Source organism: Stutzerimonas stutzeri (genome assembly GCF_024448935.1).
Taxonomy (GTDB): domain Bacteria; phylum Pseudomonadota; class Gammaproteobacteria; order Pseudomonadales; family Pseudomonadaceae; genus Stutzerimonas; species Stutzerimonas stutzeri_AO.
In genome coordinates this window covers 66791-92268 of the sequence record NZ_JAMOIE010000004.1, presented here as the reverse complement: position 1 = coordinate 92268, position 25478 = coordinate 66791, and the positions used below count along the sequence as shown (strand labels likewise).

General features: G+C 60.8%; 26 protein-coding genes. 12 read left to right on the top strand and 14 right to left on the bottom strand.

The genetic code is table 11. The features are described 5' to 3' along the window. The first annotated feature begins 4 nt into the window (after nucleotides 1-4). The 8 genes from NA637_RS02190 to NA637_RS02155 all read left to right on the top strand — a co-directional run bounded on the left by NA637_RS02190 (nucleotide 5) and on the right by NA637_RS02155 (nucleotide 6664). Nucleotides 5-331, top strand: a complete 327-nt coding sequence (locus NA637_RS02190) for an NAD(P) transhydrogenase subunit alpha (protein WP_256070794.1) — start codon at nucleotides 5-7, stop codon at nucleotides 329-331. Continuing rightward, nucleotides 328-1779, top strand: coding sequence for an NAD(P)(+) transhydrogenase (Re/Si-specific) subunit beta (locus tag NA637_RS02185; protein ID WP_256070793.1), 1452 nt, complete (start codon nucleotides 328-330; stop codon nucleotides 1777-1779). Before NA637_RS02190 ends, NA637_RS02185 begins: the two co-directional genes overlap by 4 nt. Nucleotides 1780-1986: 207 nt before the next feature. Beyond that, entirely contained in the window at nucleotides 1987-2187 is a 201-nt protein-coding gene (locus NA637_RS02180; RefSeq protein WP_256070792.1) for a DUF1127 domain-containing protein, read from the top strand. Nucleotides 2188-2299: 112 nt separating this feature from the next. After that, nucleotides 2300-2617, top strand: coding sequence for a DUF2388 domain-containing protein (locus tag NA637_RS02175; RefSeq protein ID WP_256070791.1), 318 nt, complete (start codon nucleotides 2300-2302; stop codon nucleotides 2615-2617). A gap of 93 nt (nucleotides 2618-2710) precedes the next feature. After that, nucleotides 2711-3004, top strand: coding sequence for a DUF2388 domain-containing protein (locus NA637_RS02170; RefSeq protein ID WP_256070790.1), 294 nt, complete (start codon nucleotides 2711-2713; stop codon nucleotides 3002-3004). A 41-nt stretch (nucleotides 3005-3045) separates the two neighbouring features. Continuing rightward, nucleotides 3046-3366 (top strand): DUF2388 domain-containing protein, encoded by a 321-nt coding sequence (locus NA637_RS02165; protein ID WP_256070789.1) that lies wholly within the window; start codon nucleotides 3046-3048, stop codon nucleotides 3364-3366. Further along, nucleotides 3363-5321 carry a DUF4105 domain-containing protein gene (locus NA637_RS02160; protein WP_256070788.1) on the top strand — a complete coding sequence of 653 codons (1959 nt, stop codon included), beginning with the start codon at nucleotides 3363-3365 and terminating at the stop codon, nucleotides 5319-5321. The genes NA637_RS02165 and NA637_RS02160 overlap by 4 nt, the downstream gene beginning before the upstream one ends. 248 nt (nucleotides 5322-5569) lie before the next feature. Then, on the top strand, nucleotides 5570-6664 hold the full coding sequence (locus NA637_RS02155) for a TIGR00266 family protein (RefSeq protein WP_256070834.1): 1095 nt from the start codon (nucleotides 5570-5572) through the stop codon (nucleotides 6662-6664). 101 nt (nucleotides 6665-6765) lie between these two features. Here the strand turns inward: NA637_RS02155 and NA637_RS02150 are convergent, their stop codons facing one another. From NA637_RS02150 to NA637_RS02095, 12 genes are all read right to left on the bottom strand, one after another. Next, on the bottom strand, nucleotides 6766-7344 hold the full coding sequence (locus NA637_RS02150) for a TerD family protein (protein WP_256070787.1): 579 nt from the start codon (nucleotides 7342-7344) through the stop codon (nucleotides 6766-6768). A gap of 27 nt (nucleotides 7345-7371) precedes the next feature. Then, a complete protein-coding gene (locus tag NA637_RS02145; protein WP_256070832.1) occupies nucleotides 7372-7947 on the bottom strand; it encodes a TerD family protein in 576 nt (191 codons plus the stop codon). Nucleotides 7948-7966: 19 nt separating this feature from the next. Next, on the bottom strand, nucleotides 7967-9016 hold the full coding sequence (locus tag NA637_RS02140; RefSeq protein WP_256070786.1) for a TerC/Alx family metal homeostasis membrane protein: 1050 nt from the start codon (nucleotides 9014-9016) through the stop codon (nucleotides 7967-7969). Nucleotides 9017-9027: 11 nt separating this feature from the next. Further along, complete coding sequence (locus NA637_RS02135) at nucleotides 9028-9477, bottom strand: tellurite resistance TerB family protein (RefSeq protein ID WP_256070785.1); 450 nt, start codon at nucleotides 9475-9477, stop codon at nucleotides 9028-9030. Nucleotides 9478-9527: 50 nt separating this feature from the next. Next, nucleotides 9528-10721, bottom strand: coding sequence for a TerD family protein (locus NA637_RS02130; RefSeq protein WP_256070784.1), 1194 nt, complete (start codon nucleotides 10719-10721; stop codon nucleotides 9528-9530). Next, a complete protein-coding gene (locus NA637_RS02125) occupies nucleotides 10721-11332 on the bottom strand; it encodes a TerD family protein (RefSeq protein ID WP_256070783.1) in 612 nt (203 codons plus the stop codon). Before NA637_RS02125 ends, NA637_RS02130 begins: the two co-directional genes overlap by 1 nt. 171 nt (nucleotides 11333-11503) lie before the next feature. After that, nucleotides 11504-12445 (bottom strand): HpcH/HpaI aldolase/citrate lyase family protein, encoded by a 942-nt coding sequence (locus NA637_RS02120; RefSeq protein WP_256070782.1) that lies wholly within the window; start codon nucleotides 12443-12445, stop codon nucleotides 11504-11506. Beyond that, complete coding sequence (locus NA637_RS02115) at nucleotides 12446-13540, bottom strand: cysteine protease StiP domain-containing protein (protein ID WP_256070781.1); 1095 nt, start codon at nucleotides 13538-13540, stop codon at nucleotides 12446-12448. Beyond that, on the bottom strand, nucleotides 13533-14291 hold the full coding sequence (locus NA637_RS02110; protein WP_256070780.1) for a trehalose phosphatase: 759 nt from the start codon (nucleotides 14289-14291) through the stop codon (nucleotides 13533-13535). Before NA637_RS02110 ends, NA637_RS02115 begins: the two co-directional genes overlap by 8 nt. Continuing rightward, nucleotides 14281-15414, bottom strand: coding sequence for a phosphoribosyltransferase domain-containing protein (locus tag NA637_RS02105; RefSeq protein ID WP_256070779.1), 1134 nt, complete (start codon nucleotides 15412-15414; stop codon nucleotides 14281-14283). Before NA637_RS02105 ends, NA637_RS02110 begins: the two co-directional genes overlap by 11 nt. 69 nt (nucleotides 15415-15483) lie before the next feature. Further along, nucleotides 15484-16626 carry a trypsin-like peptidase domain-containing protein gene (locus NA637_RS02100; RefSeq protein WP_256070778.1) on the bottom strand — a complete coding sequence of 381 codons (1143 nt, stop codon included), beginning with the start codon at nucleotides 16624-16626 and terminating at the stop codon, nucleotides 15484-15486. 47 nt (nucleotides 16627-16673) lie between these two features. Beyond that, nucleotides 16674-17687, bottom strand: coding sequence for an ATP-grasp domain-containing protein (locus NA637_RS02095; RefSeq protein ID WP_256070831.1), 1014 nt, complete (start codon nucleotides 17685-17687; stop codon nucleotides 16674-16676). A 282-nt stretch (nucleotides 17688-17969) separates the two neighbouring features. Between NA637_RS02095 and NA637_RS02090 the strand changes: the two genes are divergently transcribed. Together NA637_RS02090 and NA637_RS02085 are read left to right on the top strand one after the other, a co-directional pair. Further along, nucleotides 17970-18428, top strand: coding sequence for a hypothetical protein (locus tag NA637_RS02090; RefSeq protein ID WP_256070777.1), 459 nt, complete (start codon nucleotides 17970-17972; stop codon nucleotides 18426-18428). Nucleotides 18429-18629: 201 nt separating this feature from the next. After that, nucleotides 18630-19883, top strand: coding sequence for a TerD family protein (locus NA637_RS02085; protein WP_256070776.1), 1254 nt, complete (start codon nucleotides 18630-18632; stop codon nucleotides 19881-19883). A 142-nt stretch (nucleotides 19884-20025) separates the two neighbouring features. Here the strand turns inward: NA637_RS02085 and NA637_RS02080 are convergent, their stop codons facing one another. Further along, nucleotides 20026-20568 carry a DUF1523 family protein gene (locus NA637_RS02080; protein WP_256070775.1) on the bottom strand — a complete coding sequence of 181 codons (543 nt, stop codon included), beginning with the start codon at nucleotides 20566-20568 and terminating at the stop codon, nucleotides 20026-20028. A gap of 463 nt (nucleotides 20569-21031) precedes the next feature. Further along, nucleotides 21032-23776, bottom strand: a complete 2745-nt coding sequence (gene polA, locus NA637_RS02075; protein ID WP_256070774.1) for a DNA polymerase I — start codon at nucleotides 23774-23776, stop codon at nucleotides 21032-21034. 76 nt (nucleotides 23777-23852) lie between these two features. Between polA and NA637_RS02070 the strand changes: the two genes are divergently transcribed. Both NA637_RS02070 and NA637_RS02065 read left to right on the top strand, forming a co-directional pair. Next, on the top strand, nucleotides 23853-24134 hold the full coding sequence (locus tag NA637_RS02070; RefSeq protein WP_256070773.1) for a DUF2782 domain-containing protein: 282 nt from the start codon (nucleotides 23853-23855) through the stop codon (nucleotides 24132-24134). A gap of 30 nt (nucleotides 24135-24164) precedes the next feature. Then, nucleotides 24165-25115, top strand: a complete 951-nt coding sequence (locus tag NA637_RS02065; RefSeq protein WP_256070772.1) for a homoserine kinase — start codon at nucleotides 24165-24167, stop codon at nucleotides 25113-25115. Nucleotides 25116-25478 lie beyond the last annotated feature (363 nt).

Here is a 25478-nt window from a genome sequence, read left to right as displayed (position 1 = left end):
GAACATGGACCTGATTTCTGATGGCATCTACAACCTGATCATCTTCGTGCTGGCAATCTACGTCGGTTACCACGTGGTCTGGAACGTCACTCCCGCGCTGCACACGCCGCTGATGGCGGTCACCAATGCCATCTCAGCGATCGTCATCGTCGGCGCCATGCTGGCTGCCGCGCTGACCGTCACCCCGATGGGCAAGTTGATGGGCACCTTGGCGGTGACGCTGGCCGCCGTGAATGTGTTCGGTGGCTTCCTGGTTACCCGCCGCATGCTGGAAATGTTCAAGAAGAAGGAGCGCGCCGTTGCGGGCGCCAAGGCGGAGTCCAAGCCATGAGCATGAACCTGATTACCCTGCTCTACCTCGTCGCTTCGGTGAGCTTCATCCAGGCCCTGAAAGGCCTGTCCCACCCCACCACCTCACGCCGCGGCAACCTGTTCGGCATGATCGGCATGGCCATTGCCGTGGTCACCACCGTGTTTCTGGTGTTCAAGCTCGGCGCGCAGCTGGCCGAGAGCGCCAGTGCCTGGAGCGGCCTGGGCTTCATCGTGCTCGGCTTGCTGATCGGCGGCACCATCGGCACGCTGATGGCCAAGCGCGTCGAGATGACCAAAATGCCCGAGCTGGTCGCCTTCATGCACAGCATGATCGGCCTGGCCGCGGTGTTCATCGCCATCGCCGCGGTGCTGGAGCCGCAGTCGCTGGGCATCGTCCAGGCCATCGGCTACCCGATCCCGGCCGGTAACCGCCTGGAGCTGTTCCTCGGTGCAGCCATCGGCGCCATCACCTTCTCCGGTTCGGTGATCGCCTTCGGCAAGCTGTCGGGCAAGTACAAGTTCCGGCTGTTCCAGGGCGCGCCAGTGGTGTTCGCCAACCAGCACAAGATCAACCTCGCCGTCGGCGTCGCGATCCTGGTGCTGGGCCTGATCTACACCTTCAGCGGCAACTTCACTGCGTTCATGATCCTGGTGGCGTTGGCTTTCGTCATCGGCGTGCTGATCATCATCCCCATCGGCGGCGCCGACATGCCGGTTGTGGTCTCGATGCTCAACAGCTACTCCGGCTGGGCGGCCGCTGGTATCGGCTTCTCGCTGAACAACTCGATGCTGATCATCGCCGGCTCGCTGGTGGGCTCCTCGGGCGCGATCCTCTCCTACATCATGTGCAAGGCGATGAACCGCTCCTTCTTCAACGTCATCCTCGGCGGCTTCGGTGGTGACGCGGATGCCGGCCCGGCTGCGGGCAGCAAGGAACAGCGCCCGGTCAAATCCGGTTCCAGCGATGATGCCGCCTTCCTGCTGTCGAACGCCGACACCGTGATCATCGTCCCCGGCTACGGCCTGGCGGTGGCCCGTGCGCAGCATGCGCTGAACGAGCTGGCCGAGAAGCTGACGCACATGGGCGTGACCGTGAAGTACGCGATCCACCCGGTCGCCGGTCGTATGCCTGGCCACATGAACGTCCTGCTGGCCGAGGCCGAAGTGCCCTACGAGCAGGTCTTCGAAATGGACGACATCAACTCCGAGTTCGGCCAGGCCGATGTGGTGCTGGTGCTCGGCGCCAACGACGTGGTCAACCCGGCGGCGAAGAACGATCCGAAGTCGCCGATTGCCGGCATGCCGATCCTCGAGGCGTACAAGGCCAAGACGGTGATCGTCAACAAGCGCTCCATGGCCAGCGGCTATGCCGGTCTGGATAACGAGTTGTTCTACATGGACAAGACCATGATGGTCTTCGGCGATGCCAAGAAGGTCGTCGAGGATATGGTCAAGGCCGTGGAGTAACCGCCTTCCGCCACGAATGGCGCCCATGCTTTCGCGTGGGCGCCTACGGCTGGCAACAGTTGTCCTCGCGATTACCGGTACAGTTGCCCGGCAACATCAACTGAACCGACACAATTCTCCAGCGCTGTGACTGTTTGATTCCCTACGCCGCGCGCGAACCTATATGCCCATACCACTCATCCCGGCGCCAGCCGGAAGGAAGGCATCATGGACCGCGCCCTGTCTCGCCCCGTGCCGTTGCGCCAGCCCGGCGATGCGCTGGCAAAATTGCTGCGTTTGCTACACCTGTGGCGGCAACGCAGCGATACCCGCCGCCAACTCGCGACACTCGATGATCGTCTGCTGGCCGACATCGGTATCAGTAACAGCGAGCGAATCGCGGAATTGGACAAGCCCTTCTGGCGCTGAAGGCATTCGGTCGGCTTTGCAGCCCGCACAGCAGGCTCTATCCTGCACGACCCGACCGGCCGGCCAGCAAGGCCGCGTTCGTTCGCCCTGTCAGGCCGCACTGGAGATACCGATGTTCAAAACCCTACTGATTGTTGCCGCATCCGCCACGCTGCTGGCCGGCACTGCCTCGGCATCCAGCTTCGTCGCCACGACCGACACGCTCGGCGTTTCGCTCGCCAACACAGCAGAAGGTACTTCCGACCTGACCTCATCGGTCAACGACGACAAGCTGGTGCTGGATGCGCGTGATGATGCCGCGCGTTTCGTCGCCAGCGATGGCGAGCAACGAGGTGCCCAGCTGGAAGCCGCCCTCGTTCACATTCGCAGCCAGGCTCCCACGCTCGAAGCCAGCGATCTTGAGCTGGCGCGAGCCATTCTGGCGCTATAAGAAGATATGCCGTTGCAGTAACGATTAAGTAGCTAGCCGTGACGCTGGCGTTTCGCTAGCCTTGGCGCCGGATTTTTCTGCGTCAGGATTTGCATGCGACGGTTCACTCTTGTATTCGCCCTTTGTTGCGCCTGCGGCTCTGCCCAGGCATTCGATACCGCCACCGCCGGCCTCGTGGGCTCCGGCTACGTCACCAGCCAGCTGACCAGTCTTCCGCTCGAGAACAAGCTGATCATCGAGGCCCGCGAAGACGCAGCAAGCTTCGTCGCCAGCGGCGGTCAGGTCCACGGCGTGCGGCTGGAAGCTGCCCTGCGTTGGTTGCGTCATAGTCAGCCGGAGCTGGCGGCGAGCGACCTGGAACTGGCCCAGATCATCCTCGTCCAATAAAGCGGCCTGCGAACGGCCTGCCCGAACGAGAGCCTAAGCCAATGCGCACAGTACTCAATGCCACAGCGGTCACGCTGGGCCTGCTCGCCAGTGCCGCCCAGGCGCAGACGCTGGTGGCCACCAGCAACATCGTCATCAACGCGGTGGATCGCAGCGTCAACTTCACCTCGGATGTGACCAGCCGGGTCAGCGGCATGAAGCTCGTCCTCGACGCGCGGGACGAAGCGGCGAGCTTCGTCGCCAGCGCCGGCGAGACCCGCGGCGCGCGTCTGGAAGCGGCTTTCCAGTCCCTTCGCAATGAATTTGCCGAAGCTCGCCAGGCGAGCGATCAGGCGCTGGCCGCAGCCATCCTCGCCCTGTGAGGCCAGTCTGCGCCTGGCTGTTGACGCTCGCACTGGCCGCCTTCACCGGCCATGCCTGCGCGGCGTTGCGGCTCACGCTCGAAGGCCAGGCGTTGCAAGACACCGAACGCGCTGCTACCCAGGCGCTGCTCGACGAAGCCCTGGCCGCCTTGCCGCCGCGCATGCTGCAGCAGCTGGACCGGAACGTACGGGTACGCTGGCGAGATGACCTGCCGACCCAGGCCTACGGGCGTGCCGGCGGCGATCTCATCGAGCTCAACCGCAACCTGCTGCCTTCTCTGGTCGATGGCTCTGCGGCGCGGCAGCACACCGCACGGGTCCACGGCACGGTGCGCCAGGAATTGCTCGCCACGCTGATTCACGAGCTGGCCCATCTCTACGACCGCGCCCGTTTATGGTCGCCGCCCAACAATCGGTTATTGGCCTTCTGTGGCCAGCGCGCTGCCAGCCTCGACCTGATTGGCCTGCCGGATGTCTGTCGTGGACAGACCCAGCGACGCTTTACCCTGAGCGACGATCCGCGGCTGCTCGACCTGGCCGGTTGGCCACAGCGTGTCGGCACCCGAGGCGAGCGCGAAACGCGGAATGCGCAGGTCGCACGCAGCCCCGACCACTACGAGCTCACCAGCCCGCTGGAATTCGTCGCGGTGAACCTCGAGTATTTCCTGCTCGACCCCAGCTACGCCTGTCGCCGTCCTTCGCTGCATCGTTATTTCCGCGAGCACTTTGGCTGGCAACCTGGCGCAACCGAGGCATGCGCCGAGGGTTATCCGATACTCAATGCCGGTAGCAATTTCGGCCGCACGCCCTTGCTGCGTCTCGATCCCGAGCGGGTCTACGAGGTGGACTACCTGTTCGCCGAAGCCAACGATGCCTGGGCCAGCCGCTGGGGCCACAGCATGCTGCGGCTGGTGATCTGTGCACCGGGACGCCCTCGCGGCCCCGATTGCCGGCTGGATCTGGACCATCATCTGGTGCTGTCCTTTCGCGCCTTCGTCGGTGACGTGCAGCTGTCCAGCTGGGACGGCCTGACCGGCGCCTATCCATCGCGCCTGTTCGTCCTGCCGCTGGGACAGGTGATCGATGAATACACCAAGGTCGAGCTGCGCAGCCTGGCCTCGATTCCGCTCAGGCTGGAACGCCGCGAGATCGAGATGCTGGTCGAGCGCAGCGCCGAGCTGCACTGGAGCTACGACGGCGATTACTACTTCCTGTCCAACAACTGCGCGGTGGAAACCCTGAAATTGCTGCGCAGCGGCACCGACCGGGCGGAGCTGGTCGCACTCGACAGCATCCTGCCAAGCGGCCTGTTGGAACTGCTGATCGCCCGCGGCCTGGCCGATATCAGCGTGCTCGACGACCCGCGCGAGGCCTTGCGCCTGGGTTATCGCTTCGACTCCTACCGCGATCGCTACCAGGCGATGTTCCGCGTGCTCAAGGAACGCCTGGGCCTGCCGCAGGAACAGGTGGAGCAGTGGCTGGATCTGCCTGCCAGCGAACGCCAGCCCTGGATCGCCAAGGCCGGCCTGCGCGCCAGTGCGGCACTGCTGCTGGTGGAACAGGCCGCACTGCGCCAGCAATTGCTACAGGTCCAGGATGAGCTGAAGAAGCGCTACCTCAGCGGCCGTGAGCGCGGCGATGCGAGCCTGACCAAGGCCGATGGGGCACTACAGGAAATTCTCGCCAACAGCGGCTACCTCAGCCGCCCGGCCGAACTGCTCGGCAATCAGGGCTACGGGCTGCCGCAGGCCAGCGAATGGCAACGCCTGGAACGCGAAAGCCAGCAGCGCCAGATGCACCTCGAGCAACTGAGCGAAGAACTGGATCGGGAAGTTCGCTTATTGCTGAGCGACGAGCGCCGGCTGGAGTTGGGCCGCATCGAACAGAACCTCATGCACATCGGTGAACATCTGCGCGGCCTGCACAAGGCGGCCGGCGGCCTGGAGCTGCCCTGATTATCGACAGGCTGGCCGGCGTCAAGACCATGCTGTTGACCAACCAACGCTTTGCCAATGCTCCGACCCGACGTTCCGCGGTTTTTCGTCGCGGCCAGAACTCAGCAGAATCCTGCAATTAGCGGCGGTCTAAGCGACTTACACGTCGCAGTTTGCCCTGCATGCGTATTGATGCCTGCCGCCCCGATGGCTATAACGTGCACAAACGTAAAGAAAGGACCTTAGCCGTGACCGATTGGTACGTATCCATGAACGGAGCCCTGACGGGACCTGTCAACACTGACCAGGCAAAGGCAATTGCCAGGGAGAATCCTGGCGCATGGTGTTGGCGTGTCGGCATGCCTGATTGGCAACTCATCCATCTGATTCCAGAAGTGCGCGCCATGAAGAAGGATGGCATCACACCCTTCCCCCCGCCGCCTCCGCACTTGATCTCGTCCAAGCCGGCCGCAGTCCCGGCTGTAGATAACGCTACGCCGCCCGCTGCGCAGCCCGAGCCTGCTCCTGCCGCCGCCACAGGAGGCTCGGCCTCCGATGGGTATGGCTCATCACAGGCAACAGACGGTGTCGATTTCAAGATTATCGGCACTGAAATGCAGTTCGTTGAGATAGAACTCGACCCAGGCGAAGCGGCCGTGGCTGAAGCCGGGGCCATGATGTACAAGACCTCTGGCGTCGAGATGCAAACGATCTTCGGCGATGGCAGCGAGCAAGGCGGCGGCCTTATGGGCAAGCTCTTCGGTGCTGGCAAAAGATTGATCACCGGCGAGAGTCTCTTCACCACGGTTTTTTCACAGCAAGGTAACGGCAAGGGCCGTGTGGCTTTTGCCGCGCCGTTCCCTGGCACCATCATGGCATTGGACCTCAAGCAATACGGTGGTCGGATCATTTGCCAGAAGGACAGTTTCCTCGCCGGATCGAAGGGCGTTTCAATCGGCCTGCACTTTCAGCGGAAGATCCTGACCGGCCTGTTCGGCGGCGAGGGTTTCATCCTGCAGAAGCTCGAAGGCGATGGCTGGGTGTTCGTCCACATGGGCGGATCGATCCGTCAGGTTGAGTTGGCGCCTGGCGAACGCCTGGACGTCGACACGGGCTGCCTCGCGGCCATGACCAGTACTGTGGATTACGACATTCGGCAGGCTGGGGGGATTAAGACCATGCTCTTCGGTGGCGAAGGCTTTGTTTTTGCCACACTCACCGGCCCAGGAACCGTATGGCTCCAGAGCCTGCCATTCTCGCGACTGGCCGGCCGCATGCTGGCCGCCGCACCTCAAGGAGGCGGCAACCGCCAAGGCGAGGGCTCTATCCTGGGTGGGCTGGGAGATTTCATCGGGGGTCGCTGATCACGCATAGCACGCTGTAATCAGGCGAAAAAGAAGGTAAAACAGCGGCACACAATAAACAAAGCCCCTGCCAGATGGCAGGGGCTTTCGTGTGTTAGCAATTAACCGATGGCGACGCCATGCGCCTCGGCAAGCGGCTTCAGACCGCCGGCAAAGCCTTGGCCGATTGCCTTGAACTTGAACTCGTCACCGTGGCGATACAGCTCACCGAAAACCATGGCAGTTTCGGTGCTCGCATCCTCAGACAGGTCGTAGCGCGCGATTTCCTTGCCGTCAGCCTTGTTCACTACGCGGATATACGCATTGGAAACCTGGCCGAAGCTTTGCTTGCGCGATTCTGCTTCGTGGATCGTTACGGCAAAAACGAGCTTCTTCACGTCGGCCGCCAGACCGCTCAGCTTGACCGCGACTTGCTCGTCGTCACCTTCGCCAGCACCGGAGCGATTGTCACCCAGATGCTCGATGGTCCCGTCTTGCGACGTCTTGTTGTTGTAGAAGATGAACGAGGCATCGTTCAGAACCTTGCCGTTTTCACCGCAGACGAAGACGGACGCGTCGAGGTCGAATTCCGCGCCATCGGTTACGCGCGGGTCCCAGCCGAGACCAACGAGTACTTCGGACAGGCCCGGAGCTTCTTTGGACAGGGAAACGTTGCCGCCTTTGCTCAGACTTACAGCCATTGCGATATTCCTTATGGTGATGGAGCGTTAGATGTTGATGCCGTACTGGTTCGCCATCGCCTTGAGGCCGCCAGCAAAGCCTTGACCAACAGCGCGGAACTTCCATTCTGAGTTGTTGCGGTACAGCTCGCCGAAAATCATCGCCGTCTCGACGCTCGCGTCTTCAGCCAGGTCGTAGCGCACTACCTCAGCGCCGGTCACTTCGTTAACGATGCGGATGAAGGCGTTGGCAACCTGACCGAAGTTCTGGTTGCGCACCTGCGCGTCGTGGATCGTAACAGTGAATGCGATCTTGTCGATGTCAGCCGGGACGCGAGACAGGTCGACCTTGAGGACTTCATCGTCGCCATCGCCTTCACCGGTGCGGTTGTCGCCCGTGTGCTCTACGGAACCGTCCGCGCTCTTCAACTGGTTATAGAAGATGAAATCGGCTTCGCCACGAACTTTGCCACTTGCGGAAAGCAGGAAGGCGCTGGCATCCAGGTCGAACTCCGCGCCATCCGTTGCGCGCGGGTCCCAGCCAAGACCGATCAGAGTCTTGGTCATGCCTGGATCAGTTTTCGACAGGGACAGGTTTCCGCCTTTTTGCAGGGAAAGAGCCATTTGGCAACTCCTTTTGTGGTTAAACGCTTTCTTTTGACTTGGAATCGTCTGCAACTTCTTCCTTTTCGGGGAAGATGACGCTTGCCGCGATTCCGATGACCAGCACGACCATTACGATGATCAGACTAGTGTTCGGGTCGATTTCATAGCCGTGGTGGAACAGGTGGTTCGTCGCGTTCAGCGCTAGCTTGCCGGCGATGAAAAACAGCAGAGCAACGACCGCTTTCTCCAGATGCACCAGGTAGCGCTTCAATGCTTCAAGCACGAAGTACATGGTTCTCAGACCGAGAATTGCAAACATCATTGCCGAATAGACGATCAGCGGCTCACGGCTAACGGCAATAACTGCCGGTACCGAATCGAAGGCGAACAGGACGTCGGAGATTTCGACGACGAACACACACAGGAACAGCGGAGTGGCAAACAATGTGCCCTTTGCTGCCAGCGTCATGCCCTTGTTCTCAGGTTTCTTCAATTCGCCTTCCAGCACCTCGCGGCGGACGAAGAAATTATGGCCATACAGCTTGGGCCAAACAGGGAACAGTTTCTTACCGAAGCGGTATGCGATGTGCTGGGAGTAATCTTCCTCAGCATCATCATCACCGCCACTTTTGAGCATCATGACCGCTGTCCAGGCGACGATTGCCGCGAAAACGATTTCGACCCAAGGACCGAAAGCCAGGAGGCCAGTGCCGATCGCGACAAATACCATGCGGAAAACGATCGCACCGATGATGCCCCAGTACAGGACACGGTGCCGTAGCGCGTCGGGAATCTTGAACCAGGCAAAGATGGCCATGAAAACAAACAGGTTATCGACGCTGAGGACTTTTTCCAGGGCGTAGCCGGTAACGAAGAGGCTGGCGACCTCGGGACCGTGGTCGATGTAGAGGAAGCCGGCGAAGGCGAGCGAGACAAGTACCCAGAAGACCGACCAGAGCGAAGCGTTAAGCAGCGTCACTGGTTTGTCGCTCTTATGGGTAAACAGGTCGAGCGCCAACGCAAATATCGCAAGGCCGGCAAAGACTGCCATTGTCAGTGGCGGAAAGCCGATAGCCGTGTTTTCCAAGATTGTTTCCCTCAAAGATCAAAATCGCTCGGATTCAAGCCGAGCTCGTTGCAAATGGTGCGGCAGATGGCTTGCTCGCTGTGATCGAAGCTGCCATCCGCTCCACCGATCGCGCAACAAACACGCACCAGTAGACGGGCCGCATCTTCTTTCTTACGGAGCCTTCCAACGACTTTCAGAGCTTCAGCTCTTCCAATCGCAGGGTCAAATTCAAAGTTGTTGCAAATTTCTTGGAATGACCGGACCACGTCCTTCGTGTCAAAGACCTTGAGCTCTTTGGAGTTCTGGATGTAACCGATCATTTTCTGCTTTTCTTCAGCGCTGATGTTTCCATCAGCAGCAGCTACCAGGGCACAACCAGCAACGACGGCGTCCATGAACTCGCGGTTCTTGAACTTGGTTACTTCGGTCGCGAGCCGGTCACGCGCTTCTGTCGCGTTCTTCTTCAGCCAGTCGAGCATTGTGTTTCACCTCAAATAGAGACGGGACCGATCAGGCCCCGCCTGTGTACTTACTTGGAGCCTACGCGCCAGGACATTCCCCACTGGTAGGCCTTGTCGAGCTTTTCCTGATCGCCGTGGAAGTCTACTCGGCGGGTGACCTTAACATCCCCATCGACGTTCTCAAGGAGCGCGATACAGCAGCATCCGAGTTGGCCACCCTCCTCGCTCACGCGCACTTCGATTGGCGCCTGGTTCGGTGCGAACAGCGTGACAACCCCATCGGTTGCGGCCCAGTTGGGTGCGCCCTGGTAGATGAAAGCGAAAACAGCGATGCGCTTGATCTCGCTCCAGCGATCGCCATTGATGTGCAGCCACTCACCGTCGCTTACAGATCCGGTTCGGTCATCGCCCATTAGCTGGATGTAGGGAGGCGAGTTGTAGGCGCCGAAGCCTTTGCCAAGTGCTTGGACTACGCCCTTGCGGCCATCCTTGAGCTCGAACAGACAACCCAGATCGAGATCAACCGAAGCCTTCTTTCCGAAGCCGAGAAATCCGCTGGTTTGCTGCTGGTTCCAGTTCAGATTGATCCGGATCTGCCCGTACTGGCCTCCTGCCTTCTTCTCGAGACTGATGCTTGAGCGAGATTTGTCGAGGGTAATCTTGTTCAAGTTGACCCGTGACGGCGCCGGTGTCGCTGCAGGAGTCGGTGTCGGGTTCGGCGCGGGAGTCGGAGCCGCCGCCGGGGCAGGCGCCGGTGCGGCCGCGACATCGACGCCGAAGTGCTTTGCCAGCGGCTCGAGGCCGCCCGCAAATCCCTGAGCCACGCAACGAAACTTCCAGGCGCCCTGGCGGCGATAGAACTCACCGAGGATAAGCGCTGTTTCTTGCATTCCCGACGTGGGAATTGTCGCTTCGACCCCTCCCGTGACGCTCACGGAGAGATTCGCCACGGCGGCGAAACTGGCCTTGTTTTCGTAGATCGTCGCCGTCAGCGCGACCTTCTCGATCGCGGCTTCGATCCGCGAAAGATCCAGCGTAAACACAGCACGACCGGCACTCGCCTCGGTCAATTGCACGCCGCCGTTGCCTACGGTTTTCTGGCCGAAGAAGCACATGTCAGCATCGCTGCGGACCTTTCCTGTGCCGCTGAGAAGGAACGCCGACACATCGATGTCAGCGCCCGCGACCGGCGAATAGTTAACGGTAACCGAGACAGGCCCGGTGGCGACCGGGGCGTTCGCACCTGGGGTCAGGGTAGTCATCAGGCGATAACTCCAGCAGCCTCGCTGGCGAGGTCACGAGCAGTACGCCCGTTGGTTGCACGGCCGACAGCAGTCATGTCCCAGCCACCGGCAGTACGGGTCAGGTAGGCCATGATCACGCCAGTGTGGCCGCCCTTCTCGGATAGCGTAAGCCTCGCGAGCTCGGAATTTCCCTGCTGATTCACGATGCGGCAGTAGGCGTTTTCAACCTCGTTGAAGGTTTGCCCGCGGAAGGAGTTGACGGTGAACACGAGGTATTTCACTGCAGCCGGCAGCTTTTCCAGGTCGACGTAGATGGTCTCGTCATCACCATCGCCTTCACCGGTCAGGTTGTCGCCAGAGTGGGTGATCGAGCCGTCTTTCGACTTCAGCTGGGTGAACATGACGATGTCGATAGCCGATTTGGCCGCGTCCATCATGATGCAGGAGGCGTCGAGGTCGACTGCGTCGCCGCCGCTGTCGCCGCCGCCGAACACGCGGCTCAGGAAACCGCCGCTAGGCTTGGCTTTCTGCACGGGGTCCCAACCAAGGCCCATGTGTACTTTTTTCAGCCCGTTGCCGGCGGTTTTTTCGAGGGAAATCGTTTGGTTCTTAGCCAATGAAAGCGCCATGTTGCACTCCTTGTTGTTGAGTCTTTCTTTTCGTTGATGACACGAGGATCACCTCAAGGCGCTCCCTCGCTGTTTTCCATCATCCCCAGCCGCGAATGACTTCGATCGAAAGTATTTTCGTACAGCGCCAGGCATTTCTTGCGTTTCATTCGTTACCGATTGTACGAACCGCTACTGGGCCACTTCTGCCAGGCGCAGCGCGGAGTCGCTTGTTTCCTGTCTGACACCATGCCACTTGGCCCGCTCGAGAATGTTCTGCGCCCACTTGTAATGGGTCGCCGGCTCGCACATGGCGTCGTTAAATTTGAAAACCGCCGGCGCAGAATCCTCCACGATGCGCCGCGCACTGTTCAGGTCGTCAACGCTGACGCGCAGTGCACCGTGGATTGCCGCGATCTGTGAAGGGTGAATGGCGGTCTTTCCGACCAATCCATGAGCGATGTCCAGCTCGAGTTCTTCGTCCAGTAGCGCCGGACTGCGGAGCTGCTCGAAAACTGGCGCAGTGAGGGAAAAACCTGCCGCGCCCATCACCCCGGCAAGCATCGGGATGACGTAGCTCATCGGGCTCTTGTAAAGCGTCATCGTGGGACTGCGGCGCAGCCCAAGGCAACCCATCAGGTCATTGCCGCCGATGCGCAGTGCGATAATTCGCTGATCGAACCCACCGCGCAACGCTTGGGCGAGATCTGCCATAGCCGAGGGGTTGTAGACGTCAGGCGTCTCCAGCGTCGGCATGAGGGCAATCGCTGGGTTGGTAACCGCCGATTCCCAGTCACGCAGATTCGCTGAATTGAGCTTCGGAACGACGAAACCATCGGCCAAGCCGATCAGCGGCCAGTCATTCAGGACGGCCGCCATTTTCGAGTCCCGGGGCCGAATGAACAGCATTGGGCCGCATGCCGGACGCCCGCCACGCTCCTGAATGTTCTTCAGAAGCCTGTCCAGATTGGCCAGCGCCATCTGCACGTCGGTAGAGGAAACGGCGTCCTCCAGGCAGACGACGAGCGAGCGGAGGTCTGGCAGTTTTTCGCCAAAGACGACGTCCAGGATGTCCACGCGTGTCGCGGGCATGTACAGCGTAGCGCCCAGTGCATACGGAGAAAGGGTCCTCATCTAGCTGACGCTCCTTATCACTGTCACCGCTCGGTAAGGCCCGAGTGCGACGCCCACCTCTTGCACTTGCACGCCCGCCCGCTCGGTAAGGTGCATGAGCAGCTGGACGTCAGCATCACGCTTGTCCCTTACCAGAACGTGGTCGGGGACACGGCGCAGCACCGCCCGTGTGGCCTCCGCAATGCCAGGCTTGACGCGGTTCAGGTTCGAAATATCGAAGCGACTGGCGATTTCACTCACCACGTCCAATGCGGCGGCCTGGAGCGCTTCACGGCGGTCGGCAGTCCATGGGGCCGCTGGCGTTACGCCGCTCGCTTTTTGCCGAAGGGTATCAATCGTATCGACGAATTCCCGCGTGACATCGTGGTTATGCAAATGCTCGTACACAACGCAACCGTGCAGACCGCCGTCGGCCGGCCAGATGGATCGAGAAACAAGCCCCGAAACCGTGGCGCCAAGAATGCCCGAAGGGATTACCCAATCTTCCGCGGATGCCGACAGCCATGCTTTTCCGCATGGATCAGCAAGCACGACCAGCCGCGGCTCTGCGGCGAAGCGGGAATCGTCTTTCAGGCTGCGCTTGATCTCCCCCGAAATTGCGCCTTTCCCCGTCCAGCCATCGACGAACACGATGTTCTCGGCACCATGCGCCTGGATGACCGATTCCAGGGCGGCGCTATCGATGCCTCGGTCGCGGATGATGCTGATACCGTAGTGATGGGCCTCGCGCCCTAGATCAACGAGCGCGCGACGTAACAGGACCCCAAGGGGTAGGCCCGCTCGGACAAACGAAACAAGCGCAATCGAAGGGCCCTTGTATTCGCTGTCGAGCGCCAAGGCCAGCGCCTGGACATCGGCGGCCATGCGCTCGCCGTTCTGAACCATCGCGCGCGCATATAGCTGCTGGTGGATGTCGCTTGGCGCGTTCTCCTGGCTGATCATCTCCGAATAGTGGCGCTGGCGAGTCTGGATGAGACGTTCCTTTTCCAGCACATCGGTCGGCTCGATATCCATCTTCCGCAGCAGGAAATGCACATCCGCCACGTCGTAGCTTCCGCTACCGACGGTCTCCAGTGCGTCGATGGCGCTATACATGGAGGCCTCCTTTTACCGCCTTGGCCAGCTGGCTATGGGCCGGCGTCGCCCAGAAATGACAATCGCCCATGAAGCCCAGGTCGGAGATGCTGTCGCCAAAGCCCAGAACCGGTCGCTCGCCATTGACGGCGATGTCCCGGCGCAACCACTCCTGCACCGCCAGGCGTTTTTCCAGACCGATAGGCAGGAAGGCAAGGTTGTTGCTGTTCCGGTGCACGTACATGCCTTCGAGCAGCCCCTTTTCCTGGACGGCCTCGAGGACCCGGACAAGCACTTCGTCGTCATTCCCGTTGTGCTTGGTCACCACATAATTCTCAAGCCCCGCCTCAGCGACGACCCAGCCGCGCAGCGAGATTCCGAGTGCCTCGCCGATCGCAAGCGTGGCCTCGCTGAGTTCAGCCAGCCGGGTCTGGAAGTTCGCCAGCGACTCCGACATCACCGCGTGCCAGTCGCTATCCAATGTACCGTCTGGCTGAAGGATCACTCCGCCATGGGCGCAGACAGCGCCATGTTCGAAGGGAAGCTGGACGCGGCTGAACGCCTCTACGCTTCGCGCGGTCACCGGAACCACGTCGGCGTTGGCAGCCAGCCATTCAACAAACGCTTTCTGGACAGGGGACATATAGCCGTTCGGGTTGCCCTCGATGTCGAGGGTCGCCACATGACGCGGCGACCCCGCTTCCATCTTGCGCGCGGTTTGGAAAAGCGTGTCGTCGAGGTCGACGAACGCAAGCGGACGATTACTGGCCATCGACGACCACCTCGGCGTTAAGTGCCTGGACGAGCGTTCGGTCCACGGCCTCGGCCGGAGTCTCGCTGCAGATCAGGACTCGGTCGAACTGACCTGGAGCCACGTTGTAGAGGAAATTCGGAATCCCCAAACCATAGCTATCGGAAAAAGACAGGGCGTGCTGGATCGAATGCCCCATCGCAATCGGCGAACGGCTTGTCGAGCTGAAGTACACCTCGGCCCCAGCTCGCTCGAGGCGCTCAGCTAAAAGGAATGGCCGCCACACGAACTCGCTGTTTCCCACCACAAGAACACGCTCGCCCGGCTTCACGGAGATAGCCGTTCCGAGAGAATCCTGATCTTTGCTCACGCCCAGGCGACCCCAATCCCTGTCGGCGTGAATGGGCCAATCACCCACCGCGACCGTCCCCACTTCAGGCATCTCCGGGAGCGCTGCGTCAGGATTTGTGCTGAATGTGTAGGAGCCTTCCAGGAGCGAAACCTGGCTAGCACGACGGCCCATGCTTTGGGTGACAGCGCCAGCCGACCAATCGGTCAGGGTTGCAGCGACGACTCGCTCAATCTGACTGAGCCCTGCATCGATCAGCGCCCGGTGCAGGTTGATGAACGTCTTTCCAGTCGACGCTTCGTCATCCACAAGAACAAGCGACCTGGCATTGAGCATCATCTCTCGAGTGCCTGGGTCGATAGGGAGATGTATCAGGTGTGCGCTCGCGTGACTGTGCTCTTCTTCGAACCGGGCAAAGACTTCGGTGCCGACAGGATGGCGGGTGCTCACTATGTAAACGGTGTCGGGCCGCGTCTGGCTTAGCGCCCTGTGGACACCTGCGCCTAGACCGACGGCCGTTTCGGCCATGCCGATCACCAGAACGGGGCCTGGCAGGTCTGCTGGGATCTGCGCGGCGAGTCGGTTGAAACTGTCCGACATGACGGAGGGCCGCACAGGAATGTGCCGCCCGAGGACCTTCGAGACAAAGAGGAACGCGCGCTTGGGGTTGCGGCGCTCAGCAAAACCGAACAACAAGGATGGCTCGACGCTGGCGCGCCTGATTGTGACGTCGAGCCGCCCACGCATGAGTTCCGCGTGCAGGGCTTGTACACCTGCGGTACTGCTGTGATTCATAATACTTCCTAGTTGTTGAGGCTGAAGACCTTAACGGTCTGCTGGTGCTTTTCAAGTCAAACAGGTCGCTTAAAAAGAACTCGCCTCAATGCGCCATAACGACGCACGTGCATCCCTGGCAATTTCAGTCGCGTTTTTCTGCAGTCCCGCTTCACCCCTGGCACGTCGTGCATCGATGCCCGACGCATCCAGGAAGGCCAGGACCAAGGCCGACTTCACCGCGAAATTCATGCTCTGGGCGTCAGTCATACTCGACTTGACCAGACCCACCGCAAAGCCTGAGCTGTCGAACAGTGGACTGCCGCTAGAGCCAGGCTGTATCGCAGCGGTGAACTGCAGCAGGCTTGAATCATCTCGAATACCGAAAAGCGCCGAGACGCCCCCTTGCGTCGCGTGAAGGCCCCTCCCCGCAAGCCCGGATAACGGGAACCCTAGTGCAACGACTGTTTCGCCGAGCTCGCATCCAGCCCCTTCCCTGAATATCAACGGCACCAGCGGATTGGCCCCATCCACCCGTAGCAGGGCCATGTCGTTGCGCTCGTCCACTACCACGGGTTCCGCCTTGTACCGCCCTTCAAACGAAGCGATGGAGATCGTCCTCATCCCCTCGATCACATGCGCACAAGTGAGGACATGGACTGGGCTGACAGCAAACCCCGTTCCTGTAGCTGACTCACATCGCGATGCCGTGTCGTCCCGTGCGCCACGATCAGGATGAGTGTCGTCGATGTCCCAACCAAGCCGGCGCCCCAACGCCGCCAAGCCATATGCGGAGCCTTCTGCAAGCGCCCTGAACTTCCACTCAGCGTTTCGCAGATAGAACTCGCCCAGAACAACGGCTGCCTCACCAAAGCCAGTGAGATTGTGCCTGTGTTCGATGCGATCGTTCACGACAAGGCGCACAGAACCGAGCTCGCCTACCGGTCCGATCGCAGCATAGGTATAGGCGACAACCAGCAACTTTTCGCAGCCATGCGGGAGCTTGTCGAGTTGTACTTTGCAGCCCGCGCGCTCAGGGCCACCGCTCCATTCCATCCATGGTTGCGGCGACTGGAACAGGGCAGGGTTTCCGCACGGCGACCGCCTGCCATCAACGGGCAGAAGCGCAAGGCCTGCGTAATCGCCTAGCAGCGGCCCCCGATCACACTCCAAACTCCAATAGCAGTCGCTACATTCAAGACTGGTATTGGCACCAGGCGTGAGCAATATCATCCGTGTACCCCCTATCCAGCGCACATTGTTATCATTTCGCAGGTTTTTTAGCCATTGCCATTGGCGGGGCTTAGCCGTACCGCCACGGTAATAGCTTTAACGCGCACACCATTGGCCCAAGCTGATGCCGGCACGGGAAGACCGAGGCGGCGTGTGGCAAAGATACCCGGCAGATTGATGCCCGTTTGGCGGGTGTAGCCGATACCACCAGAATAGCGCGGGTTGATTTCAAGCAAGTGCGGAACGCCGCTGGCATCGTCACGCGTCTGAGCGTTGATTAGCCCATCACACTTGAAATGCTCAGCTGCATTTATTGCCAGCTCGACAGCCGCGCCTTCCCGCTCGAATGTCTGGGCGAGCCCTTGCTTGCGCCGGCCAACGTGGGCGACAACCTTCCCGTTCTCGCAGACCATATCAACCGAACACTCAGTGCCCGGCATGTATGGCATCACCAATAATGGTTTGGGATCCTCGGCTCGCGAATACAGATCAGCAAACACCTGCAGATTTGCCTCGCGGGCATCCGTATTGGCGAGGCAGCGGAAGGGGTCAACGGTCTCATTGAGTCGCCAGAAGCCTAGACCATATATGCCCACCGCAGGCTTCACGCACACCTGGCCGTGCTGCTCGAATTCACGGTAGGCCATCAACAGTTCTTCGGCGGTGGTAATAGCTATGGCCGGAACACAGGCCAGCCCCGCGTTGGTGGCTTCGATCGTGAACTTGCCCTTGTCGTCAATCAGCTGAAATCCAGCAAGCGAGGTGCAGCCAGTCACCAGCTGAATGCCCTGGGCCTGGAAGCGCTCCCTGTGACCTTCGTAAATTTGCCCTGACCTGCCAGCAAGGACAACCTTGATGCCATTTTCCAACGCGCTGGCGAGTGCCCATTCAATACGCTCGGCTTCATCTTCCGGCTCGAGCCAGGCAACGTTGGCTAGCCCTGTGATCTCTGGCCTGTCATGGCCGTGAGATGCGTAGATAAGAACTGAAGACGGTAGCGCCTCCCGTGCGCCAGCGATCACGTCACGCTGGCTCGATTGCCCTTCAAGGAACAGAAGCATTTTTTTCCTGGTTACGTTAGGCGGCATTGGTTTCGGAGAAAAGTCTCGCAGCATCGCAAGTCTGTGCCTCGTCGGAACAAGTACTCGCCGTCCCTTTCGTTGTCGCCCCACCACCGGAATGCCATTCAAATCGCGACGAACACCACAGTTGAGCGGAGCGATTGCTGACACGGACTTGCCTGCACCCGAACATAGGGGTTCGGGGCAGGCGGATGCCTGCTCTGCATCGCTCATGTTTTTTTTGGCTGAGCGAATTACCGGTAAACAAAGGAAACGGAATTCATGACAGACGCTACGAATACCCCGATCACGCTTGACGACCTGCCAGCTGAATTCGAGATCAAGCTGCCTGAACCTGACGACTTCATCGGCTCGGTGGTGGCTTGCCTCGGCTATATCATTCTTGCGGTAGGCGTATTGACGCTGATGTTCGGCCCCGAAACGATCTATTACAACCGGCTGCACGGAATGAGCTTCCTGCAGATGATTCAGGCATACCCCGGTCCGATCATCACCGTCGGGTTCCTCATCGCCAGCCTCGGCCAGCTAGTATCAAACAGCGCGAAGAAGCAACATAGCGAACAGTTCGATGCGCTGTTGGCGCAGCGGGTATCCATTCTCGACGGGGATATTCCGCAAGGCTTTCAGCTAGCGCTTACTCCGCTGGAGGATAATCGCTACCTGCTTAGCCTCGTCGAGATTCCCGAGGCTGCGCCGGAGCAACAGGAATCGCTGAACTAGCCCGCACTGCCACCCAGCCCAGACTGAAGCAAGGCTGGCGTCGCAACGGGAACAGCCGAGTGCTTTCTTGTCCGCTTGCGATGGTTGTCTCTACGCTTAGTATAGTGGCGCCGCACGGGTAGCAGTGCTACCCGTAACCTTCACGGGCGTGGAAAAACGTCCAGCTCTTCAATGACCAACGCATGGAATAGGCGAATCGAATTGAATCAGTTCCTCAAACCGGGCGAAAACACAGCGATCAGTTCCGCCAAAGGGCAAGTGGTGGTGTCCCATGCCGCCGGCGATAATCTGGACGTCAACCTCACCGCGTTCCTTGTTACAGAGCAGGGCAAGATGATTGACGATAGCGGGATGGTTTTCTTCAACGCACCTGTTCATGCATCCGGCGCTGCGTCCTTCACTGCCCCGGTCGCTCAAGGTGGACGGGTTGTTCATAGCATCGCCTTCGACCTGTCCAGGCTTCCCGTCGGGATTACCAAGATCGCGATCACCTTGACTCAGGACGGCGGTGCCGGCGGGTTCGCCGCGGTGCGTGATCTCAACGCAAGCGTAACTGCAGGCGGCCAGGTTCTGGAGCTGGCTCCGGAGGCGTTTACCCAGGAAACCGGCATCATCGTGCTCGAACTCTATGTCCGCGGCGGCCAGCACAAAGCGCGCGCCGTCTGGCAGGGCTTCGCATCGGGGCTTGCCGGTCTCTGCGGTCTCTACGGCGTGGACGTCGAGGAAGATACGCCGCCGGCGCCCGCTACGCCCCCGGTAGCAGCCGCTAAGCCGGTTAACATCGAGAAGACGGTCATCCGGCTCGACAAGCCGGGAACAAGCCACAAGGTGATACTGGACAAGGGGCCATCCGCACCGAAGCTGATCCGGGTGAGCGCTACCTGGGTTGATAACGGTGACGGGCGAGACAATGACGATCTGGACCTGCGGGTTGGCATTCTTCGCCCCGATGGCGGTATGTCCATCATCCAGGCGCCGGATAAGCGCGGTGCATTCGATGCAGATCCGTTTGTCTTTCATACCGGCGATGTCGTGAGCGCCAGCGCTTCAGCGCCTGGCATCGAGACGGTGGAAATCAATCCGGCCATCTCTCAGCGAATGGGCGGAAAGGTGGCGCTGGTGTGCAGCGTCTACTCGGCGGTCGATAATGGAGCGGTTTCAGTCGCCTCGCTAAAACCGAAGATGCGTATGGAGTATGGCGACCAGGTTGTCGAGTGCGCATTCGAGTTCAAGAAGGGCTTCTTCAGCAACATGATTTACACGTACGTGATCGGGCTGATCGAAATCGATCAGGACCAGATTGAACTGAGCCCATCTGGGGTCACGTCGAAGGCCGGCTCCGAAGCGACGCCGTGGCTGACCCGGAAGGGGCAAAAGCTCGAGCTCACCATGGACGGCCCTCACGTGTTCAAAGGGCGCCCATTGAGCAGCAGCGGCAAGAAGCGGTACGTCTGATCGGCTCGGCTGCCCGCATGCAGCGTCGCTTAGCCGCCGCTGCATGCCATACGGTCTCGCTCGACAATCGTGCGGGGTCGGCAACTCCGGGCAGCGGGCTATCGGATACCCGCTGCTGAGCCCAAGCGGCACGCCTGGTACGTCAAACTGGCCTGACGCTTTGGGACCGGCGCTTCAATCTGCGTCGGATCCAGACTGCAAGAGCGATTACCGATGCGCTCAAGCACGCAAAGAACAGGATATTGAAGACCGGCAGCGGCTCGTCACGAGTAGAGGTGGTCGTCACCTCGGTAATGTTCGGGAACATGGAAAGCAATTGGATGCGCCAGCCGTAATAACGGACCAGCGCAAGTTGCTCGCTGTCTCGGGAGATTCCCTGGGCGCGGGCCTGGACGTCCGCTGAATCGAACTTGAAATACCACGGGAAGCCCCAGCCGGTATCTTCATTGCGGTAGACCCTGACTTTCCTGGTGTCAGGGTTCTCGGTATTGATGAAGTAGATATCCCTCGTCGGCCCCTCCGCTGGATTCTCCGCATTGATCACGCCGTCATCATCAACCCGTTTGACCTCGACGCCGGTCACGTATACGACGTCGTGTCGAGGCAACACGTAGTAGAGGCCGAGAGCGGAAGCGGCGATCGCGCCTAGCACAACGGCAACTGTAAGCCGCTTGATCCATTTCATGGTGATGTCTCCTGGTTTTTGATGCGGCAATGATAACGGCTCTACCGGTCTTGCTGAGCCGGCATCGAAACATCAAGTTGCGGCAGCGTTCGGTAATACGGTGAGCAGTGAGCCGAGACTGGACTGGCTGTATCAGCTTGCAGCTACACATAGCTGGGAAAAGCAGGGCTGAGTCGATTCGGCCCGAGCTGCGTTCTTGCCGACGCCTCTTTTGATCATGCTCGGATCGCCCCGAGCTTTCTCCAGGCGAAAAAAAACCTCGAACTTCATTGGGGGAGGGGGGAAGTTCGAGGTTGAATCCGGACCGCTAGGGCGGGGTCCAGAGATCTGCCAACACTTAACACAACAAGGAGCATCGAAGGGTTTTACACCCTTCGTAGCCTAGGACCCGGCTTTTGCATGCGAAGTTCAATGCGCCGCAAAATTTTTGCAACTGAACGGCGCCGGCCTCGTGTGCCCTTCCTCAGTGCGCCTCGTCCCAGTTATCGCCCACGCCGGTTTCCACCAGCAGCGGTACATCCAGCTCGGCGGCCTGGCTCATCAGCGCGCAGATGGCGTCGCGTACCTGCTCGACCAGATCCTCGCGCACTTCCAGCACCAGTTCATCGTGCACCTGCAGAATCACCCGGGCATCCAGGCCGCTGTCCTGCAGCCAGCCATCCACAGCAATCATGGCGCGCTTGATGATGTCCGCTGCGGTGCCTTGCATCGGCGCATTGATCGCGGTGCGTTCGGCGCCCTTGCGCATGGCGCCATTCTTGGAGTTGATCTCGGGCAGGTAGAGGCGACGGCCGAACAGCGTCTCGACGTAACCCTGCTCGGCGGCCTGGGCGCGGGTGCGCTCCATATAGGCCAGCACACCGGGATAACGAGCGAAGTAGCGGTCGATGTATTCCTGCGCCTCCTTGCGGCCCACGTCGATTTGCTTGGCCAGGCCGAACGCGCTCATGCCATAGATCAGGCCGAAGTTGATCGCCTTGGCGCTGCGCCGCATGTCCGTGGTGACTTGCGCCAGCTCGACACCAAAGACCTCAGCGGCGGTGGCACGGTGGACGTCCAGATTGTTCTGGAAGGCATGCAGTAGGCCAGCGTCCTGCGCCAGGTGCGCCATGATGCGCAGTTCGATCTGTGAGTAGTCGGCTGCCAGCAACTTGTAGCCGGGCGCAGCGACGAAGGCCTGACGGATGCGCCGCCCTTCGGCCGTTCTGATCGGGATGTTCTGCAGGTTCGGGTCCGACGAGGACAGGCGTCCGGTCGCCGTCACCGCCTGGTGATAACTGGTGTGGATGCGCCCGGTACGCGGGTTGATCTGCTGCGGCAGCTTGTCAGTATAGGTGCCCTTGAGCTTGCTCAGGGAGCGATGCTGCATGATCACCTTGGGCAGCGGGTAGTCCCGCTCGGCCAGCTCGGCCAGCACGCTTTCCGCCGTAGACGGCTGACCGCCGGCGGTCTTCGACAACACCGGGCAACCGAGTTTGTCATAGAGGATCGCGCAGAGCTGCTTCGGCGAGCCCAGGTTGAATGCCTCACCGGCGATCTCGAACGCCTCACGCTCCAGCTCGACCAGCTTGTTACCCAGCTCGACGCTCTGCAGCCCGAGCAGATTGGCATCGACCAGCGCGCCGTTGCGCTCGATGCGCGCCAGCACCGGCACCAACGGCATCTCGATCTCGTTGAGCACCTTGAGCAACGATGGCGTAGCTTCCAGCTTGTTCATCAGCGTCTGGTGCAGGCGCAGGGTGACGTCGGCGTCTTCGGCGGCATAGGGCCCGGCCTGCTCGATGGCGATCTGGTCGAAGGTCAGCTGCTTGGCGCCCTTGCCGGCGATGTCCTCGAAACGGATGGTGCCGCGGCCCAGGTATTTGAGCGCCAGGCTGTCCATGTCATGGCGGGTGGCGGTGGCGTCGAGCACGTAGGATTCGAGCATGGTGTCGAAGGCCATGCCGTGCATCTCGATGCCGTAGTGCATCAGCACGTTCATGTCGTACTTGCCGTGCTGGCAGATCTTGCGCTTGCTCGGATCTTCGAGCAGCGGCTTGAGGGCGGCGAGCACCGCATCGCGATCGAGCTGCTGCGGCACGCCCATGTAGCTGTGGGCCAGCGGTACGTAAGCCGCCTTGCCGGTCTCGATGGCAAAGGAGACGCCGACCAGCTGCGCCTTCTGCGCGTCCAGGCTGGTGGTTTCGGTGTCGAAGGCGAAGCAATCGGCGGCCCGCAGTTGTTCAAGCCAGGCGTCGAACTCGGCTTGTTCGAAAATCGTGCTGTACTGGGCTTCGGCCTGGATCGAACAGCCCTCGGGCTGCACCTCGCAGCTTCCCCCGGCGGCCTTGGCTTGGCGCAGCAACTCGTCGAGCCACTGCTTGAACTCCAGCTCGCGATACAGGGCGATCAACGCCTCGCGGTGCGGCTCACCGGGCATCAGATCGGCGACCTGGACGTCCAGCGGCACATCGACCTTGATCGTTGCCAGCTCGTAGGACATGAACGCCGCGTCACGATGTTCCTCGAGCTTGGCGGCCAGCGACTTGGCGCCGCGGATCGGCAGGCCGCAAACCTTGTCGAGGTTCTCGTAGAGCCCCTTGATGCCGCCTTCGATGCCGTTGAGCAGGCCGCAGGCGGTCTTCTCGCCAACGCCGGGCACGCCGGGGATGTTGTCGACCTTGTCGCCCATCAGCGCGAGGAAGTCGATGATCAGCTCCGGGCCGACGCCGAACTTGTTCTTCACGCCTTCGATGTCATAGACGCTGCCGCTCATGGTGTTGACCAGGGTGACATGCGGACACACCAGCTGCGCCATGTCCTTGTCGCCGGTGGAAATGATCACGTCGCGTCCCAGCGCCGCACATTGGCGCGCCAGTGTTCCAATCACGTCGTCGGCCTCGACGCCGTCGACGCACAGCAGCGGCATGCCCAGGGCGCGGACGCTGGCATGCAGCGGCTCGACCTGGCTGCGCAGGTCGTCGGGCATCGGTGGGCGATGGGATTTATATTCCGCGAACAGGGTGTCACGGAAGGTCGGCCCCTTGGCATCGAAGACCACCGCGAAGGGGCTGTCCGGGTATTGCCGGCGCAGCGCCAGCAGCATGTTCAGCACGCCCTTGACCGCCCCGGTGGGCTTGCCGGTCGAGGTGGTCAGCGGCGGCAGGGCGTGGAAGGCGCGGTAGAGGTAGGACGAACCGTCCACCAGAACGAGGGGCGCTTGGCTCATGAGCAGGATCAACCTTTTCGACGGGTCTGCGGCTAGAATGCACAGGACCACTTGACGACAAAGGGACAAGGTTATCATGCGCACATTCAAACCTTTGCTGCTCGCCGGGCTGCTGGCACTGGTGCCGCTGAGCGGTTTCGCCGAGGAACCGGTCGATGGCGAACCCGACGTCACCATTCGCCAGGAAGGGGATCGCACGGTTGAGGAATACCGGGTCAACGGCTTCCTCTATGCGGTAAAGATCACGCCCAAGGTCGGCAAGCCGTACTTCCTGGTGCGCGCCGATGGCGACAGCAACTTCATCCGCGCCGATCGCCCGGACATGCTCATCCCGGCCTGGAAAATCTTCAGCTGGTAACCTGGCAGCACACCTAACGGAAGGCAGCCCATGTCGGTTTTTACGCCCCTGCAACGCGAAGAGCTCGAGGTATTCCTGGCGCCCTATGGGCTTGGGCGGCTGCGCGATTTCGAGGGCATCGCGGCTGGCAGCGAAAACAGCAATTTCTTCATCAGCCTGGAGCAGGGCGAGTATGTACTGACCCTGATCGAGCGCGGCCCGCGCCAGGATCTGCCCTTCTTCATCGAGCTGCTCGACGTGCTGCATCGCGCCGGACTACCGGTGCCTTATGCCTTGCGTACCGACCGCGGCGAAGCGCTACGGACGCTGGCGCAAAAGCCGGCCCTGCTGCAGCCGCGCCTGGCCGGCAAACACGTCAGGGCGCCCAACCCCCATCAGTGCGCTGAAGTGGGTCGACTACTGGCGCGACTGCACCTGGCGACCCGCGACCACATCATCGAGCGGCGCAGCGACCGTGGCCTGGACTGGATGCAGGAAGAAGGCCCGAGCCTGGCGCTGGCGCTGGACGCCGCTCAAATGCCGCTGCTGCGTGACAGCCTTGCAGAGATTGCCGAACTGAAGCCGAAGCTTCTGGCGCTGCCGCGGGCCAACCTGCACGCTGACCTGTTCCGCGACAACCTGCTCTTCGAGGGCAGCCACCTGACCGGCGTGATCGACTTCTACAACGCCTGTTCCGGGCCCATGCTCTATGACATAGCCATCGCCCTTAACGACTGGTGCTCGCACCCCAACGGCGAGATCGATGAGACGCGCAGCCAGGCATTGCTGGCCGCCTATTCCAGCCTGCGCCGCTTCACCCCGGCCGAGGCCGAACTATGGCAACCGATGCTACGCGTCGCCTGCGTGCGTTTCTGGCTGTCGCGCTTGATCGCGGCGCAGACGTTCGCTGGCCAACCTGTGTTGATCAAGGATCCCGACGAATTCCGCCGTATGCTCAGCGCCCGCCAGCACTGCCGCAGCGCCCTGCCGTTTGCCTTTTGAGACCCCTCTTCACGCGGAAGGCCGCGCCGCGCCCCGTGGCGGAAAAACCCTCCGCGCCGTGCGCAATCAAACAGCCATGCTCGCGGTCAAAACGCCTGCAGCCAAGACCGTACGGGATGTACGCATGAACAGAGCAATGCCCCAGGAGGGGATTCCAGGAACGTTGTCGCCGGTCAAACGTCAAGTACAGCCCGTCCCGGCGCATCGTTGCACCCGGAAAGATCCAGCCGGCACCGGCAAGCAGCTTGCGGCTGTGGGTTTAGCCGCTGCGCCCAGCAGCAACCCTGTCCACTGGCGCACTGTCCGCTCGGACGGCCCTATTCTCATACGCCGCTGCCCACCGCCGTGGCGCTCAACATCCTG